This is a genomic window from Streptomyces sp. NPDC047079 (assembly GCF_040643755.1).
Taxonomy (GTDB): domain Bacteria; phylum Actinomycetota; class Actinomycetes; order Streptomycetales; family Streptomycetaceae; genus Streptomyces.
Map to the genome: position 1 here is coordinate 1 of NZ_JBEYUZ010000029.1, position 14,457 is coordinate 14,457.

The following is a 14,457-nucleotide window of genomic DNA, read 5'->3' on the forward strand; positions in this document are numbered from 1 at the left end:
CATCGACCGCACCACCTACAGAGCCACCATCAGCATCGCCATGCTTACGAACAGCCCTTGACACCCACAGCCCCGCCTTAACTGAACGGCGTTGCTTCTAGGACCTGTCCCCCAAGTTCGGTGCGCAAGGTGCTTCGCCGATGCTCGTAGACTCATGACGTGGCATTCCTGAGCACTCCGCACTGCTGCTTCCTGTGATCGGAAGAGGTTGAGGGCGATGCCGGACGGCGTCGCCCTCCTCGGCGTGCCTGCTGCGTGAACCACCTTGCTGACGCTGCCCGCTTCTTCCTGAGTCAGCGACTTTCCAAGGGCGCATGCAGGCACGGTCTCTTCCCTTCGCCCTTGCCAGGAGTGCCTCGTGCCGGTGTTGCTTCCCCCTGCCCTCGAACTGTCCCTCGACCTGCTGCGCTGTCCAACGTGCCGTACGTTCCGTCTTCATCCCGACCGCGGCGCACTGCGCTGCCCGGCGGGTCATACCTTCGACATCGCCCGCCAGGGCTACGCCGGCCTGCTGACGGGCACCCGTGCCACCAGCGGCGATGACGCGGCCATGGTCCACGCCCGCGCCCGGTTCCTCACCACCGGCGCGTACGGGCCCATCCGCAAAGTCGTGGCTCGCCTGGCGGCCGACTCCGTTCCCGAGCAGGCCACGGTTCTGGACGTCGGGTGCGGCACGGGCTACTACCTGGCCGGCGTACTCGACCAGCTGCCCGACGCCCGCGGGCTGGGTTTGGACACGTCGGTGCGCGCGCTGCGCTCAGCGGCTCGTGCCCATGACCGAGCTGCCGCAGTGGCTTGGGACGTCTTCCGTCCCTTTCCACTGGCAAGCGGGGTGGCCGATGTCGTGTTGGACGTGTTCGCTCCCCGCAACCCGGTCGAGTTCCACCGGGTGCTCCGCCCGACCGGCCGGTTGATCGTGGTCCGTCCCACCGGACGGCATCTCGCCGAGCTGCGCGGCCGATTTCCTGGGACGGTCACGATCGACCCGGCCAAGGAGCAGCGCCTGCACCGGGCGCTGGACCCCTTCTTCGAGGCCGCCGTCACCGAAGAGATGGAGTACCCCGCGACCCTGGCCAGGTGGGAGGCCCTGGACCTGGTGGCGATGACGCCGAGCGCCCGCCACGTGAGCCGCGCAGACCTGGCCAATGACGGCCCCCTGCCCGACCAGGTCACCGTCTCGGTGCTGGCCACCGCCTACCAGCCTCGGTGACCACGAGCGAGCGCGTGCGCCTGCTGACCGACGCGCAGTGGGCACGCCGGGCGCGCCCTGCCCTCCCCGCAATGTGGGGAGGGCAGGGCGCCGCCCGGGCACCTCAGGCACCGCGCGCTCGAGCTCATCACGCGGTCGAGGGCCGCCTATGTAGGTGCCCACCTCCGGCGATGCGAACTGCTCGATGAACGCCGCACCGTCCCGGGCCTCGGACTCGCGGAGCACGAGCCGCTCGGTCCTTAGCGGGACAGGTGGCCAGGCGACGGGTCCGAGCTCGGTCATGCCGGGCAACCTGACCAGCAGACTGCAGCGATCAAGACTCGCGGACCGATCAACCCACCGGCTCGGGGCCCCACCCTCACCAACGGGGCCGGGCCCTACGAGCCACGCCTGTCACCGTCACCGCAGCTACCCTCGTCAGCTGGCTCCGCGTGTGATCGGCCGTATAAGTCCTCCGTCAGACGTTCTTGAAGCGCACGCACCCTCCACCCGCTACGGTCTCCGGGTGACCGAACTCCCGGCCCTGCATGCCACCCGTGAGGCCTACGACGCCATCGCACCCACCTACGCGCAGCTGTTCCACGACTCCCTGCGCGACCGTCCCCTGGAGCGCGCCCTCCTGAGCGCCTTCGCGGAGCTGGTAAGGGCAAACGGCGACGGCGAGGTCGCAGACCTCGGCTGCGGGCCGGGGTACGTCACAGCTCACTTGCACGGGTTGGGCCTGAACGCCATTGGTGTCGACGCCTCCCCCGTGATGGTTGAGCTCGCTCGCGAGGCGAACCCCGGACTTCGCTTCGAGGTCGGCTCGATGGCCGCACTGGACATCGAGGACGGCGCGCTGGGTGGGGTGCTCTCGCGGTGGTCCGTCATCCACACCCCGCCGCCGGACATGCCCGCCGTCTTGGCTGAGATCGCCCGGGTCCTGGCACCCGGCGGGCACCTGTTGATCGGCTTCCCCGCCACCGACGGCCCCCACCACGAGACGCAGGCCTACGACCATGCAGTGGCAACGGCCTACCGCTGGTCCCCCGACCGTCTCGCCGGGCTCCTGCGCGACCACGGATTGACTCAGACAGCCCGCACGGTGATCGAGCCGAAGCCCACCGACCAGCGGCAGTTCCAAGAGGTCCACCTCCTCGCCTGCAAGGAGTAGGCCTCGCTGTCCGGGTGAGAGTCGTTGATCGCGTGTTCGTTGCTGCTCGCGGGCGGCCGTCGAAAGTCAAGATCGTCTGACGCTCCGCGATCACTGCTCCATGGAGTCCCCGGCGTGAGCGCGGCACCTCTCCGTACGACCGGGTGGGAGGCTCGCCAGGGGTGTTGTCACGTTGCTGGGCCGTCGATCGCCTGACGGATCGCCGGGTGTGGTGGGCCGGGTTTCGGGTTCTGAGTCAGGCCGCGATGGCCGGTCGGTCGCCCCGGGGAGGTGAACGCCTGGCACTCGCAGGCCGGTTCCTTCGGTTGCCGCTACGGCCGCGCGATCCCCGGGCGGGCCGGCCGCAGCCTCCCATGGGGTTCCGCTGTCCCGGGGACGTCCACACGGGTATGGGCCGCTGTGCTCGACATGGAGAAGGGCGCTGCCCTCGGGAGCGAACGAGACCTGGTGAACATCGGCCTGAGCGGGGCAATCGCTGTTCGTTTGCGGATGCACGCATCGATGACATACTGTCAACTCCCTTTCCAGCAGGTCCCTTAAGGAATATTCGAGGACTGGGATGACACAAGCCGGACACATCCCGCCGCAAGCCCAGTCGGCAAGGTCGGTGGGTGGGTCACCGGGGTCGCCGCCGACGGGCAGCGGAAGCGATGACCGATGTGGCCCGCACCCTGTCGGACAACCTCCGGCTCTCAGCGAGGCGACTCGGATGTTGTGCGCAGGCGCGTTCCTGGACGCTGCGTTCCGGCGACGTGTCATTGAGGAACTGGTCGAGCACCGGGAACGGCCCGTGCCTCCGTCGCTCGGGGTCGACGCGGTGCCGGTGCTGGCGTATGCGCTGCGCGCCCGAGTGCAGGAGCTGCGCACCGGACTTGTTCTGCTCGGCGTGTGGGGGGTCTTCTTCGCCGTCGATCTGGTGGTGGCGATCGTGTCCGGCGAGTTCGCCGGGGCCGCCACCAGTAGTGACTTCTCGGACTCCGGCGGCTATCCGGCATCACCGGGTCTCTCGGTATTCGGTCCCCTGGCATTGCTTTTCGGTTATGTGAAGATGGCCTGGGGCCTGCTGCCGGTCGGTGCCATCACGACATTGGGGAACCTCAACGTGGGCGGACCGGTCAACTGGACCGGTCTGTATGCGACGGTCGGCCTGTATCTGTGGGTCGCCCGGGCCCTCGCGGGCCGTCGCTCCGATCCGGTCCTGGGCGGGCAGCGCATGCAGCGGAAGCCGGTGGGCCGAGTGCGGCGCTTCCTGGGCTGGAATTTCCGGTTGTCCGGTTGGACGCTCGGCGCAATGTACTGGATTGCGGCCGTCCTTGCTCTGGTGGGCGGCCACTGGTCGGCGCTGACGGCAGTACTGCTCCCGCCCACTCTGGGTCTGGTGGTGGTATGGCACCGACTGAGTACCGAGGCAGTGGTGCGCGGCGAACTGCAGCGCGACGCCTTCCAGGCGGCCCCGCATCGGCCCGGGGTGCCGCCTTTGCCGGCGTTCGAGCAGATCGTGGAGGCGATCGACCGCGAGCAATACGCGCGGCTCGTCGTTTACAACCCGGACGATCCCTTTCTCGGTGTCGGCATGCCGTACGAACCGTGGTCGCTGGCACTGGAGTTGAAGGGGGACAAGGCTGCCGCACCGGACGATCCGCAGCTCACCAGCCGAGAGATCGTCGACCTGATCAAGCCGCGGCTGAAGGCGCTGCGTGCCTCGGCGGCGGCCACGAGTCTGGACCGGCTGCGGGAATTGGAGGTCGAGGAGTTCGTCTACGTCCCCTCGGGGCTGCCGCGGTGGGAGATCCCGTACGACGACGTCGAGCAGCACTTGGCGGAGGCAGTCGACGAGGGCGCGGAGGCGCGGCGCCACTTCCTGCGAATCCGGGTCGGGGGATGGGACGAGCACGTTGTGCTGACCGTGCTGGTGCGCGTGCACACACAGGGCGGAATGCTGGTCTTGGAGGTCGCGCCGCACATCCTGCCGCCGATTCGGCCGGACTTCCGGATCGTCGACGCCCTGGCGGCCCGACCGTCGCAGCGCCCCGGCATCGCCACCTTCCTGCGGGGACTGTTCGTCTCGCCCACGTCGGGGCTCGTGGTCCTGTCGACCGGTCTGCGGGCGCTCGGCTCGCTGCGCCGCGCGGGTACCGCCGCCCAGGCCACCTCGACGCTGCCCAGCGGCCCCAGCGTCTCGCTGCGGGAACTGGCCGCCACCAACACGATGTCACTCTTCCAGACCATGGACGTCAGCCGGTACGTGAAGACTGTGCAGGACCGGATCGCGAGCGGGGTGCGGGAGGCGCTACGGTCCCGCGGCTATGCCACGGACGAGTTCGACCGGCAGATCGTGCACGTCGCGCAGGGCGGCGTGTTCGTCGGCGGCGACATCTCGGGCGGTGCGATCAACACCGGCGCCCACGGCTCGGCTGCTGACAACCGGCGTCAGGACAGCGGATCCCCGACGCATGCCGCCTGGTCGGCGAGTCGCGCCGCTGCTGAGCTCACGCGGGGCTGGGAGCGGAACCAAGGTACGAGCGAGAGGACGAATCAGCGATGACGCAGGACCGACCGAAGGCTGCGGGGAGCCCGCAGGGCGGCACAGGCAACGTGAGCGTCGGCGGCGACATGTCGGGCGGCGCCGTCAACACGGGCGCCCACGGCTCGGCCGCTGACAACCGGCAGTGGGGCACCGCGCCGGTGGCCGACCAGGCGTACGAGGAACTGCTGGGCGCCGTGCGGGAGCTGCGTTCGCATCTTCCGCTGCTCGTTCGCTCGCCGGAGGTCGACGAACTGGAGGACGAACTCGCAGACGTCGAGGACGAGATCACCAGCACGGGCCGGGCCGGGCACTCACGCCTGGAGCGGCTGCGCGGCCTGGTGCAAGGCGGTGTCTCGGCCGTGTCCGGGCTGGCCTCGGCCCTTGCAGTCGCACAGGCTGTCAGCGACCTGGTGGGATGACTGCCGGACGGGCTCGAAGGGCTGAACGGGGAGGGACGCAGGCGATGGTCACGGTGCGCTGGGACGCAGAGCAACAGAGGTGGGTACGCGAACTCACCCCCGGGGATTCCGGCAGCCGGAGCGTGGCACCGCCTGCCCGGGGCGGCGTGCTGCCGCTGTTGCGGATGGTGTGGACCGAGGAATGGCGCGTGGAAGGATGGCCGGCCAAGGACCCCGCCACGCGCGCCCGGCGTCTGCGGATCGCGCGCGTGGCGGCGGCCGTGGTGGTGTGTGCCGGCTTCGCGATCGGCGTCTGGGCGTTGGTCGGTGGTGACGGGCAACCCAGTCGCGGCGAGCGTGCCAAGGCGTCCTCGAGCTCCGAGTCCAGGACGGTTGGCAGCACCGCGGAGCCCACGGCCGAGGACTCGGCCGCGCTCACCGGCTCGCCACCGGCCGTTCCAGGTTTCCGGCAGGCCGCGGAGGACGGCTTCTCACTCGCGGTTCCGGAGGGCTGGGAACGCAGTGTGAAGAAGGACCAGATCTTCTATACCGCCCCGGACAAGCGGAGTCTGATCCAGATCGGAGTCACGGACAACCCGACGAAGTCCCCCTACGAGGCGCTGTCCGACGTGGAGAAGGACGTCTCCACCCGCCAGGACTACGTGAATCTCGGACTGAAAGAGACACCGACAGCTCAGGGGGCGGCCGCGGAGTTGCACTACAGCTACACCAACGCCGACAGCGGCCCGCGCTTGGTACTCGACCGCGCCTTCGATTCCGGTAGCCGCCAGTACGCCGTTCTGGTCGCCGTTCCCGCCGACGAGGCCGCCTGGGGGGACAAGCTCCAACGCAGCGTGCTCGCGTACTTCTGTACCGAGAGCTTCAACTGCCCTACGCCCCCGGCCTGACGTCATGACGGGCTGGCGGCCTGGCAGATGGAAAACCCGACAGAAGGCCGGCTGTTCACCATCCTCCTGGCATCCACGACTGGCAGTACGTCCACAACCTGATCATCCCCGGCGACGTACTGTCGCTCGACGAAGTGACAGTCCTCCGGCCGCGTTCGGCCTGCGAGGCAGGTCGCGACGAGCGTCTACCCCGGCGGCCGCTGCTCGAACGGTGGTAGGCCGTCTGGCTCGGCCGCTTGGCCTGCTCGGTGACTTTCGCTCCCTGCGCCGTAGTACAGCCGGAGGAACTCCTCCATCGCCGCGTCGACGCCGACGCGGTCACCGGTAGCGAGCAGGTCGAGCAGCAGACCGCGGACGGTGGCCAGCCCTAGCCTGGCGCGGTTCCGGGCCGCGGCAGCATCCGCCCCTGCGGCCACCTCGGCGGCCACGAGCGGCTCCAGCCAGTCCGCCACGAGCCCTTCGAGGACTGGGACGGCCTCGGGGCGGCCCCGCAGCGCGTGCCCGCAGATTTCGAAGAAGAGCCGCTCCTGATTGGCCAGCCCGGGGTCCGTCAGCTGCTGCCAGAGGAGCCTCGCGGCATCGGTGGGTGAGAGACCGGGCTCCAGGCGGAGCCGGGACAGCAGCTCGCGCTGGCGCCGCTCCGACGTCCGGACGATCTCGACGAGCAGCTGTTCCTTGGAGCCGAAGTAGTGGATCAGCATGCGGTGACTGACGCCGATCGCGGCGCCGAGGCGGCGCAGACTCAGGTCCGCGATGCCGTGTGCCGCGACGTGGTCGGTGGCCGCGTCCACCAGTTGGGCGCGCCGGTCCCCGTCCGTGCCGCGCGCGGCCTCACCCTCGGGATGCGAGTCGTCCGTATTCACCACACCTCGAGTGTACCAATTGGTACATGGCGCATGTACCGTGTGGTACATGAGGTCTGTCACCGTGTCGATCGACGTGCCACAGATGCCCGAGCAGGTCTACGGCTTCCTTGAAGTCATCGCTCACCACGAGCGATTCACCAACCACTACTTGACCGACTGGCACTACAGCGGCCCTGACCGCGGCATCGGATCCTGCGCCACGGTCACCGCCGCGCTGGGCGGAACGAAGACCGACGTCACCATCGAGGTCGTCGAGGCCGACGCGCCGCGGCGCATCGTCGAACGGAACGTCAGCGCGTCCGGTCGGCGCCTGGCCCACGGCACCTACGCCATCGAACCGCTGCGGACCGGGGGGAGCCACGTCTCGTTCACATACGCCTGGGTGCGCGCCCCTCTCGCCGACCGCCTGCTGGCGCCCGTCGTCCAGGCCACGATGCGGCGCGCCAACCGCAGGGTCATGCGACGTCTGGCCACCGAGTTGGCTCGCCATGTGCCCGCGGCCGGCTCCTGACGGCGGTACGTTCTCGGCTCTTTCTGCCCGACGCAGGACCGAAGCCCACCACGGCGCCATCCGCGCCGTCCCAGAGTCGCGAACTCTTGGGACGCACTCGAGGAGGTCGGGGCGCGTGACGTACCAGCCTCCACGCCCTCGGAGAGACACCCGCCAGCACGCCGGAAGAATCGAAACAAAGGGGCAGAGGGAACCCCGACGGAAGGCGCGCGCAGATGTCTCTCCGGCTCGGCGCCGGCACGAACGCGTCGCGGCCGATTCGTGCGCAGCACAGGCATGGGTGCAGGATGACGGGGTAAACGCCGGGTCGTCGGCCGTTTCGGCAGGCAGCAGCGGTTGGCTCGGCTTCTGGGAGGGGAACAGTATGGCGCTCATGAGTACGGCGGCAGTGGACACGCAGACGAGCGAGCTGCCGGAGATTGCCGATCCCTCCCAGGTGGCGCCCAAGGACGCCCGCGAGCTGTCCCGGCTGTTCTTCGACCAGCTGGCGGTTGCGGAAGAGGGGACGCCCGAGTACAGCTACGCGCGCAATACGCTGATCGAGATGAACATGTCCCTGGTCCGCTATGCGGCCGGCCGGTTCCGCAGCCGGGGCGCGGAGGAGATGGAGGACATCGTCCAGGTCGGCATGATCGGGCTGATCAAGGCGATCGACCGGTTCGACCTCTCCCGAGAGGCGGAGTTCACCTCCTTCGCCATCCCCTACATCGTCGGTGAGATCAAGCGCTTCTTCCGCGACACCACCTGGGCCGTGCACGTCCCGCGCCGGCTGCAGGAAGCCCGCGTCCAGCTCGCCCGCGCCACGGAGGAACTGCGCAGCCGGCTGGGCCGCACGCCGACGGTCAAGGAGCTGTCGGAGCTGATGAGCCTGCCGGAGGAAGAGGTACGGGAGGCCCGTCTGGCCGCCAACGGCTACAACTCCTCCTCCCTGGACGCCGCGATCAGCGGCAGCGAGGACGGCGAAGCCGCCCTGCAGGACTTCATCGGTACTGAAGACCAGGCACTGGAACTGGTGGAGGACTTCCACGCCCTGGCCCCGCTGATCGCCGGACTCGACGAACGGGACCGCCAGATCATCCACATGCGGTTCGTGGAGGAACTCACCCAGGCCCAGATCGGCGAACACCTCGGCGTGTCCCAGATGCACGTCTCCCGGCTCCTCTCGCGCACCCTTGCCCGCCTGCGTGAAGGCATGCTCACCCACCACTGACCCTGACGGCTGCCACCGTCCCTCCTGTGAAGCCCGCCACACACGCGGCGGGCTTCCTTGTGCCCGGTGGCGGGCCTTGCCGGCCACGCAGCGGCGGCCTTGCGCCGCTGCACCCCCCGGGGAGGCCGGAACCAACGCCTTGCGCAGACATCGGCGCACGGGCGAACCGGCCAGGATCCGGCGGACCGCGGTCCCGCCGAAGTGGGCGGCCGGCTCCTCTGTGCCGTGAGGTGGTGTGTGGAGGCGTGGGGTGGCAGGTGGAGGATTCGGGGCCAATTCGGAATACCGGGCGGGGCCTGAGAGACTGCCGGGATGGACATCGCTCGCAGGAACAACGTCACCGTCACCGGCAACCCTCAGGGGCGGACGGTGGTGCTGGCTCATGGTTTCGGCTGCGATCAGAACATGTGGCGGCTGACGCTGCCTGCCCTGGTCGAGGACTACCGGGTGGTGCTGTTCGACTACGTCGGCTCGGGCCGCTCTGATGCGGCCGCGTTCGCCGAGGACCGCTACGCCTGCCTGGACGGCTACGCCCGGGATGCTGTGGAGGTGTGCGAGGCGCTCGATCTGCGCGACGCGGTGTTCGTGGGCCACTCCGTCAGCGCGATGATCGGCGTGCTGGCCGCCGGCATGGCTCCGGAGCGGATCGGCGCGCTGGTGATGGTCGCTCCGTCCCCGCGGTACCTCGACGACGACGGCTACCGGGGCGGCTTCAGCGCCGACGACATCGACGAGCTCCTGGCGTCGCTGGAGTCCAACTATCTCGGCTGGTCGGCGGCGATGGCTCCGCTGATCATGGGGAACTCGGACCGGCCTGAGCTCGGCGAGGAACTGAAGAACAGCTTCTGCGCCTCCGACCCGGACATGGCGCGTGTCTTCGCCCGCGCCACGTTCCTTTCCGATTCGCGAGAGGACCTGAAGAGTGTGAAGGTGCCGACCCTGGTGCTGGAGTGCACCCAGGATGTCATCGCCCCCCGGGAGGTCGGCGCTTTCGTCCATCAGGCGATCGCCGGCTCGACACTGGTCACCCTCGACGCGACCGGGCACTGCCCGCACCTGTCCGCGCCCGAAGCCACCAACGAGGCCATAGTGAGCTTCCTGGCGGACTTGCGGTGATGTGCCGCTCCGGCCAGCAGCCCGACCCTCATGAAGCCGGCGACGAGCAGGCCTCCGACGCGGCCTTCGCCGCATTGCTGGAGGACAGCGCCGAGGAACTGTACGAGAGCGCGCCGTGCGGATACCTGTCCACGCTGATGGACGGCACTATCGCGAAGATCAACAGCACGCTGCTCGGGTGGCTCGGTCTCGAGCGGGAGGCGGTGGTGGGCCGGCTGCGGTTCGCCGACCTGCTGACCGTGGGCGGCATGCTGTACCACGAGACGCACTTCGCGCCGCTGCTGCGGATGCAGGGCGAGATCAGCGGCATAGCACTGGAGATCAAGCAGACCGGCGGTGGCCGGATACCGGTGCTGGTGTCCTCCGTGGTCAAGTACGGCGATACCGGTGAGCCCCTGCTGATCCGCACCACCGTCTTCGACGCCCGGGACCGCCGCGCCTACGAGGAAGAACTCCTGCGCGGCCGGAAAGCGGCCGAGGAGGCACGCAAGCAGGCGGAGGCGGACCGGGCGCGGCTGCAGGACGCCCTTGCTGTGCTCCAGCAGTCGCTGCTGCCCGACACTCTGCCGTCGGTACCGGGAGTGGAGATGGCCGCCTACTACCACACGGCCCATCCCGACCGGCTGGGCGGCGACTTCTACGACGTCTTCTCCATCGACGGCAAACGCTTCGGCTTCTTCCTCGGTGATGTGTGCGGCAAGGGACCCCAGGCCGCCGCGGTCACCTCACTGACCCGCCACACCCTGCGCGCCGCCGCCCTGCACGACCCCGACCCCGTCTCCGCCTTGAGCACCCTCAACAGGGTGCTCCACGAGCGCTACGCCGCCGGCGGTGACCCGCGCTACTGCACCGTCATCTTCGGCACCTTCGAACCCGACCCCACCACCGGGCAGGTCGCCGTCCACCTCGCCTCAGGCGGCCACCCTCCGGTCATCATCGTGCGTGCCGACGGCACGGTCGACTTCCTGCCCACCCCAGGCGGCCTCCTCGTCGGCATCCTGCCTTCCGCACGCTTCACCACCGCCACGACCGTCCTCGCTCCTGGTGACGTCCTCCTTCTCTACACCGACGGCCTCACCGAGGCCCGCACGGGCGAAGACCGCGCGAGCCTCTACGGGGACGAGGCCCTGCTCGCGTTCGCTGCCGGCCATGCGGGCAAGCCTCCGCCCGCGCTGATCGAGGCCTTGACCGGCTTGCTGAACAGCTTTGGCGACGGCCTCGACGACGACGCCGCCCTGCTGGCCCTTGGCGTCCCAGACCCCGAACCCCCGACGAGAAACAGCCGATGAGCCCACTGAAGATCACCGCCCGAGACGCTGCCACCGGTCCCGTTGTGGAAATCTTCGGCGAGCTCGACTACGCCAGCGCCACCGACCTGCGTGAACGGATCCACACGATTGTCCTGCGGCCGGGTCAGCGCCTCGTCATCGATTTGAGCGGTATGGAATTCTGCGACTCCAGCGGCATCACCGCCCTGATCGCCGCCCACAACTACGCCCACGCCACCGGAGCGGACATCGCGCTCGCGGCCGTCCCCGCTCACACTCTGCGCATCCTGCGCATGGTGGGCCTCGACCAGATCTTCCCCATCCATCCCGACACCGACACCGCCATCCAGTCCTGACACAGGAGGATGCGCTCACGTCGGCGCAAGGAAGGGCTTGGCCGGTACGGGTGCCAGGTAGGTAATTTCTGCTGGAGCAGCCGCACGCAACAGCAATAACCGGACCTCATGCCCCGGCTTTCCCTGCACAAACAAGGCGCAGCCGGGGAGTGAAGGAGGAAGCGCGGGGCATACGGCGGCTCAGGAGGTAGATAACTATGGTTCCCTTGCTGCTTGTTCTTCTGCTGGCGCTGATCCTTTTCGGTGCCGGTTTCGCCGTCAAGATCCTGTGGTGGGTCGCGGTCGCCGTCCTGGTGCTGTGGCTGCTCGGCTTCGTCATGCGCTCCACTACAGCCGGCGGTGGCCGCGGCCGCTGGTACCGATGGTGACCTGACCCCGCACCCCGCACAACCCTTGCAGGGCCTGGCCGTCGCGACGGCCAGGCCCTGCACGCATGACCTGACGAGCAAGCGGGATCGCGCCGTGTGCCTCCAGCCTGGGGAGGCGAGCCGGCTGGCTGTCCCGGAGTGACGGTGGCCCGGGGGCGGGGGTCCGAGAAATGTGCGCGGAGTCGCCCGGTCGAGCGGGGACGTGCACCATGGAATGTGATCGGAGTGCACTCCTCGCGGAGGTGAACCGCGAGGATCCTGCCTGTACGAAACCGGGCCGGCAGCCCGCTGGAGCGGGCCTTCCCCATTCTCCGCCGGGGTGCCTGTGCCGGTCCGTCCGCCCGGAGGCGCCGACAGGGTGCGGGGGAGTGACCATGAGACTTTCGTTTCTAGAACCTCTGTACAAGCAGCCCGGTCCCTTCGCGTCGGTCTATCTGGACACCTCTCGCGACATCGAGGATCCCGACGCGGCAGTAGAACTGCGTTGGCGGCATCTGCGAGACACCCTGAGGTCCGAGGGGGCGGACCAGGACTCCATCAACGCGGTGGCGCGCATGGTGGGCTCCGACACGGACGTCCCCGGCACCCACGGTCAGGCCGTGTTCACGGCACACGGCCGATTGGCCCTGATGGACGAGCTGCCCGCCCCTCCCGCACGGGACACGGCATGCTTCGGAACGCTGCCGGACACCATGCCGCTGATCGTCCAGCACGCGCCCGGTATCCCGTACCTGGCGGTCCACGTCCACTACGGCGGCCGTCACTCCACGGACGCCTCCGGCACCGTGCGCATAGACGCCGAGGCCGGCATCTGGCCCCTGACCAAGGTCATGCCGGGGCACCGCTTGCACGAAGAGATCCCCGTGGCCGACTGGCTGCACGCCGCGGAAGTCATCGGCCGGGAACTCGAGGGCCACGCACGGCGCATCAACGGCGAAGCGGTGGTCGTCGCAGGAGACGTCTGGGCCCGCGGCATCCTCGTCAACCGGCTCCCCGCCTCCCTGCAAGGCCAGGTCACCACGGTCGAAGGCGCCGGCGAGTCCCCGCCTGGGCGGGCGCTGCTCGAGCACCGGCTCGACAGTCTCTTCAGTGGACGCATGGCGGCGCACGACCGGGCCCTGCTGGATGCTTTCCTCGCACAGCAGGCACGCGAAGGAGCGTCGGCCGAGGGCCTTTCCGCAGCCGTATCAGCCCTGCAGCGCGGTCGGGTCAAGGCCCTGATCCTGAACAACCATCCCGAGTCGAAGCTGCGACTGTGGGTCGGTCCGGAACCCGGCCAACTCGCCCTCACCGAACAGGAACTGCGCTCCTACGGCGTACAGGACGTCCGCGAGGAGCGCGCCGACGCGGCCCTGACCCGTGCCCTGGTCGGCACGAGGGCCGAACTGGTCGTGGTGCCCGAGCAGCAGCTGCGGCTGCGCGAGGGCGTGGGCGTACTGCTGCGCTACGCCGATCCCACATCCCCCTCATGACAGACTGCCGCGGAACAGTGCATCTGCGCCGGCTCAACCGCGGTCGTCCAGGCGCTGGCAGCCGTACGCCTGTGGAACACCGGCCAGTCACCGGTCTTCCGACGCCCCTACATGGAACCGCACTAGGCCAGGCAGCTCACCGCTCTGCTGCACCCCCCAAAAAACTGTCTTCGTCGTGCGGGGAGACGCCCACGCCGGCGACGCCGGGTTTGTGAGGGAAGCCCGGAGCCGCAGCACGTAGGGCAGCCGTGATCCAAGGGACCACTGGTGTCGATCGTGACCGCCTCCGTCCACGGTGGCTCCTTGTCATCCGCCCGAGGCGTCCTCGGCCTCCCAGCGCAGCAGGTCCCCCGGCTGGCACTTGAGTACCTCGCAGAGCGCGGCGAGCGTCGCGAAGCGCACCGCCTTGGCGCGGCCGTTCTTGAGTACCGCCAGGTTGGCGGGCGTGATCCCAACGCGGTCCGCGAGCTCGCCCACGGACATCTTCCGCCTGGCCAGCATCACGTCGATGTCGACGACGATCGGCATCAGATCACCTCGTCCAACTCGGCCTGCATCTGCGCCGCTTCGACGTCGCGCGCGACGGCCTGGGCGAGCAGCATCCGCAGCACGAGCACGATGAGCGCGACCCCCAGGATGGCCAGGCCAACCCCGCCCATGATGACGGTGACGCCCGGGTCGTCCCGCTGGCCCGGCGCATTGAGGGCCGTGACCGCGAACCACAGGAGGGCAGCCGCCACGATCGCGCCGATCACGGCGTCCACGTACCGGAAGGCGGCGTGGGAGAACACGGTTCCGCGTCGCACCATCGTCACCAGCCGCCATACGCTGACCAGGGCGACCTGGGCCGACACCATGCCGAGGATCGTGATCACGCGCAGCGGGGTCAGCGGGAGCGACCCGTCCTCCGGGTCGCTCCCGCTGACCAACACCCACACCATTCCTGCCTGTACGAACACGGTGCCGGCGAGCACCACCACGAGCACGGCGCGCAGCGCACGCACTGCCAACTTTCCCATGACCCATCCTTCCATCGAGTTGCGATGGGAATCTATCGAAAGTCGATAGATGACACAAGGGTCGGCACGGAGGGT

15 protein-coding genes and 1 pseudogene are annotated in these 14,457 nt (G+C 69.0%); 12 read left to right on the forward strand and 4 right to left on the reverse strand.

The genetic code is table 11. The features are described from left to right. Positions 1–358 precede the first annotated feature (358 nt). Positions 359–1,210: a putative RNA methyltransferase gene (locus tag ABZ823_RS26640; protein ID WP_361665353.1), complete on the forward strand. Its 852-nt coding sequence runs from the start codon at positions 359–361 to the stop codon at positions 1,208–1,210. A gap of 84 nt (positions 1,211–1,294) precedes the next feature. Here the strand turns inward: ABZ823_RS26640 and ABZ823_RS26645 are convergent. Next, positions 1,295–1,492: pseudogene (locus ABZ823_RS26645) on the reverse strand (GNAT family N-acetyltransferase); the annotation flags it as partial. Positions 1,493–1,715: 223 nt separating this feature from the next. Between ABZ823_RS26645 and ABZ823_RS26650 the strand changes: the two are divergent. From ABZ823_RS26650 to ABZ823_RS26665, 4 genes are all read left to right on the forward strand, one after another. After that, positions 1,716–2,363 (forward strand): class I SAM-dependent methyltransferase, encoded by a 648-nt coding sequence (locus tag ABZ823_RS26650; protein WP_361665355.1) that lies wholly within the window; start codon positions 1,716–1,718, stop codon positions 2,361–2,363. 790 nt (positions 2,364–3,153) lie between these two features. Next, complete coding sequence (locus ABZ823_RS26655; RefSeq protein ID WP_361665357.1) at positions 3,154–4,908, forward strand: hypothetical protein; 1,755 nt, start codon at positions 3,154–3,156, stop codon at positions 4,906–4,908. Continuing rightward, positions 4,905–5,309, forward strand: coding sequence for a hypothetical protein (locus ABZ823_RS26660; RefSeq protein WP_361665359.1), 405 nt, complete (start codon positions 4,905–4,907; stop codon positions 5,307–5,309). Before ABZ823_RS26655 ends, ABZ823_RS26660 begins: the two co-directional genes overlap by 4 nt. A gap of 188 nt (positions 5,310–5,497) precedes the next feature. After that, positions 5,498–6,196: a hypothetical protein gene (locus ABZ823_RS26665; protein WP_361665361.1), complete on the forward strand. Its 699-nt coding sequence runs from the start codon at positions 5,498–5,500 to the stop codon at positions 6,194–6,196. 185 nt (positions 6,197–6,381) lie between these two features. Here ABZ823_RS26665 and ABZ823_RS26670 read toward each other — a convergent pair whose 3' ends face one another. Continuing rightward, positions 6,382–7,062, reverse strand: a complete 681-nt coding sequence (locus ABZ823_RS26670) for a TetR/AcrR family transcriptional regulator (RefSeq protein ID WP_361665363.1) — start codon at positions 7,060–7,062, stop codon at positions 6,382–6,384. Between the two features lie 46 nt (positions 7,063–7,108). Here ABZ823_RS26670 and ABZ823_RS26675 point away from each other — a divergent pair, with 46 nt between their 5' ends. From ABZ823_RS26675 to ABZ823_RS26705, 7 genes are all read left to right on the forward strand, one after another. Next, complete coding sequence (locus ABZ823_RS26675; protein ID WP_361665365.1) at positions 7,109–7,573, forward strand: SRPBCC family protein; 465 nt, start codon at positions 7,109–7,111, stop codon at positions 7,571–7,573. Between the two features lie 364 nt (positions 7,574–7,937). Next, entirely contained in the window at positions 7,938–8,783 is an 846-nt protein-coding gene (locus tag ABZ823_RS26680; RefSeq protein WP_361665367.1) for an RNA polymerase sigma factor SigF, read from the forward strand. Positions 8,784–9,095: 312 nt separating this feature from the next. After that, positions 9,096–9,899 (forward strand): alpha/beta hydrolase, encoded by an 804-nt coding sequence (locus ABZ823_RS26685; protein WP_361665369.1) that lies wholly within the window; start codon positions 9,096–9,098, stop codon positions 9,897–9,899. Then, entirely contained in the window at positions 9,899–11,188 is a 1,290-nt protein-coding gene (locus ABZ823_RS26690) for a SpoIIE family protein phosphatase (RefSeq protein ID WP_361665371.1), read from the forward strand. Before ABZ823_RS26685 ends, ABZ823_RS26690 begins: the two co-directional genes overlap by 1 nt. Next, entirely contained in the window at positions 11,185–11,523 is a 339-nt protein-coding gene (locus ABZ823_RS26695; RefSeq protein WP_361665373.1) for an STAS domain-containing protein, read from the forward strand. Before ABZ823_RS26690 ends, ABZ823_RS26695 begins: the two co-directional genes overlap by 4 nt. Before the next feature lie 197 nt (positions 11,524–11,720). Beyond that, the gene (locus ABZ823_RS26700; RefSeq protein ID WP_029382409.1) at positions 11,721–11,891 is read left to right on the forward strand and encodes a hypothetical protein; all 171 of its coding nucleotides are present in this window, start codon (positions 11,721–11,723) and stop codon (positions 11,889–11,891) included. Between the two features lie 374 nt (positions 11,892–12,265). Beyond that, the gene (locus ABZ823_RS26705; protein ID WP_361665375.1) at positions 12,266–13,363 is read left to right on the forward strand and encodes a hypothetical protein; all 1,098 of its coding nucleotides are present in this window, start codon (positions 12,266–12,268) and stop codon (positions 13,361–13,363) included. 306 nt (positions 13,364–13,669) lie between these two features. Here ABZ823_RS26705 and ABZ823_RS26710 read toward each other — a convergent pair whose 3' ends face one another. Next, positions 13,670–13,891, reverse strand: a complete 222-nt coding sequence (locus ABZ823_RS26710; RefSeq protein ID WP_361665377.1) for a helix-turn-helix transcriptional regulator — start codon at positions 13,889–13,891, stop codon at positions 13,670–13,672. After that, positions 13,891–14,382, reverse strand: coding sequence for a DUF2975 domain-containing protein (locus ABZ823_RS26715; protein ID WP_361665379.1), 492 nt, complete (start codon positions 14,380–14,382; stop codon positions 13,891–13,893). Before ABZ823_RS26715 ends, ABZ823_RS26710 begins: the two co-directional genes overlap by 1 nt. Positions 14,383–14,457: the final 75 nt, after the last annotated feature.

Coding starts and splice junctions, on each gene's coding strand:
- ABZ823_RS26710 (WP_361665377.1), bottom strand. CDS start 13,891: ATGCCGATCGTCGTCGACATCGACGTGATGCTGGCCAGGCGGAAGATG.
- ABZ823_RS26715 (WP_361665379.1), bottom strand. CDS start 14,382: ATGGGAAAGTTGGCAGTGCGTGCGCTGCGCGCCGTGCTCGTGGTGGTG.
- ABZ823_RS26660 (WP_361665359.1), top strand. CDS start 4,905: ATGACGCAGGACCGACCGAAGGCTGCGGGGAGCCCGCAGGGCGGCACA.
- ABZ823_RS26685 (WP_361665369.1), top strand. CDS start 9,096: ATGGACATCGCTCGCAGGAACAACGTCACCGTCACCGGCAACCCTCAG.
- ABZ823_RS26700 (WP_029382409.1), top strand. CDS start 11,721: ATGGTTCCCTTGCTGCTTGTTCTTCTGCTGGCGCTGATCCTTTTCGGT.
- ABZ823_RS26705 (WP_361665375.1), top strand. CDS start 12,266: ATGAGACTTTCGTTTCTAGAACCTCTGTACAAGCAGCCCGGTCCCTTC.
- ABZ823_RS26690 (WP_361665371.1), top strand. CDS start 9,899: ATGTGCCGCTCCGGCCAGCAGCCCGACCCTCATGAAGCCGGCGACGAG.
- ABZ823_RS26675 (WP_361665365.1), top strand. CDS start 7,109: ATGAGGTCTGTCACCGTGTCGATCGACGTGCCACAGATGCCCGAGCAG.
- ABZ823_RS26695 (WP_361665373.1), top strand. CDS start 11,185: ATGAGCCCACTGAAGATCACCGCCCGAGACGCTGCCACCGGTCCCGTT.
- ABZ823_RS26680 (WP_361665367.1), top strand. CDS start 7,938: ATGGCGCTCATGAGTACGGCGGCAGTGGACACGCAGACGAGCGAGCTG.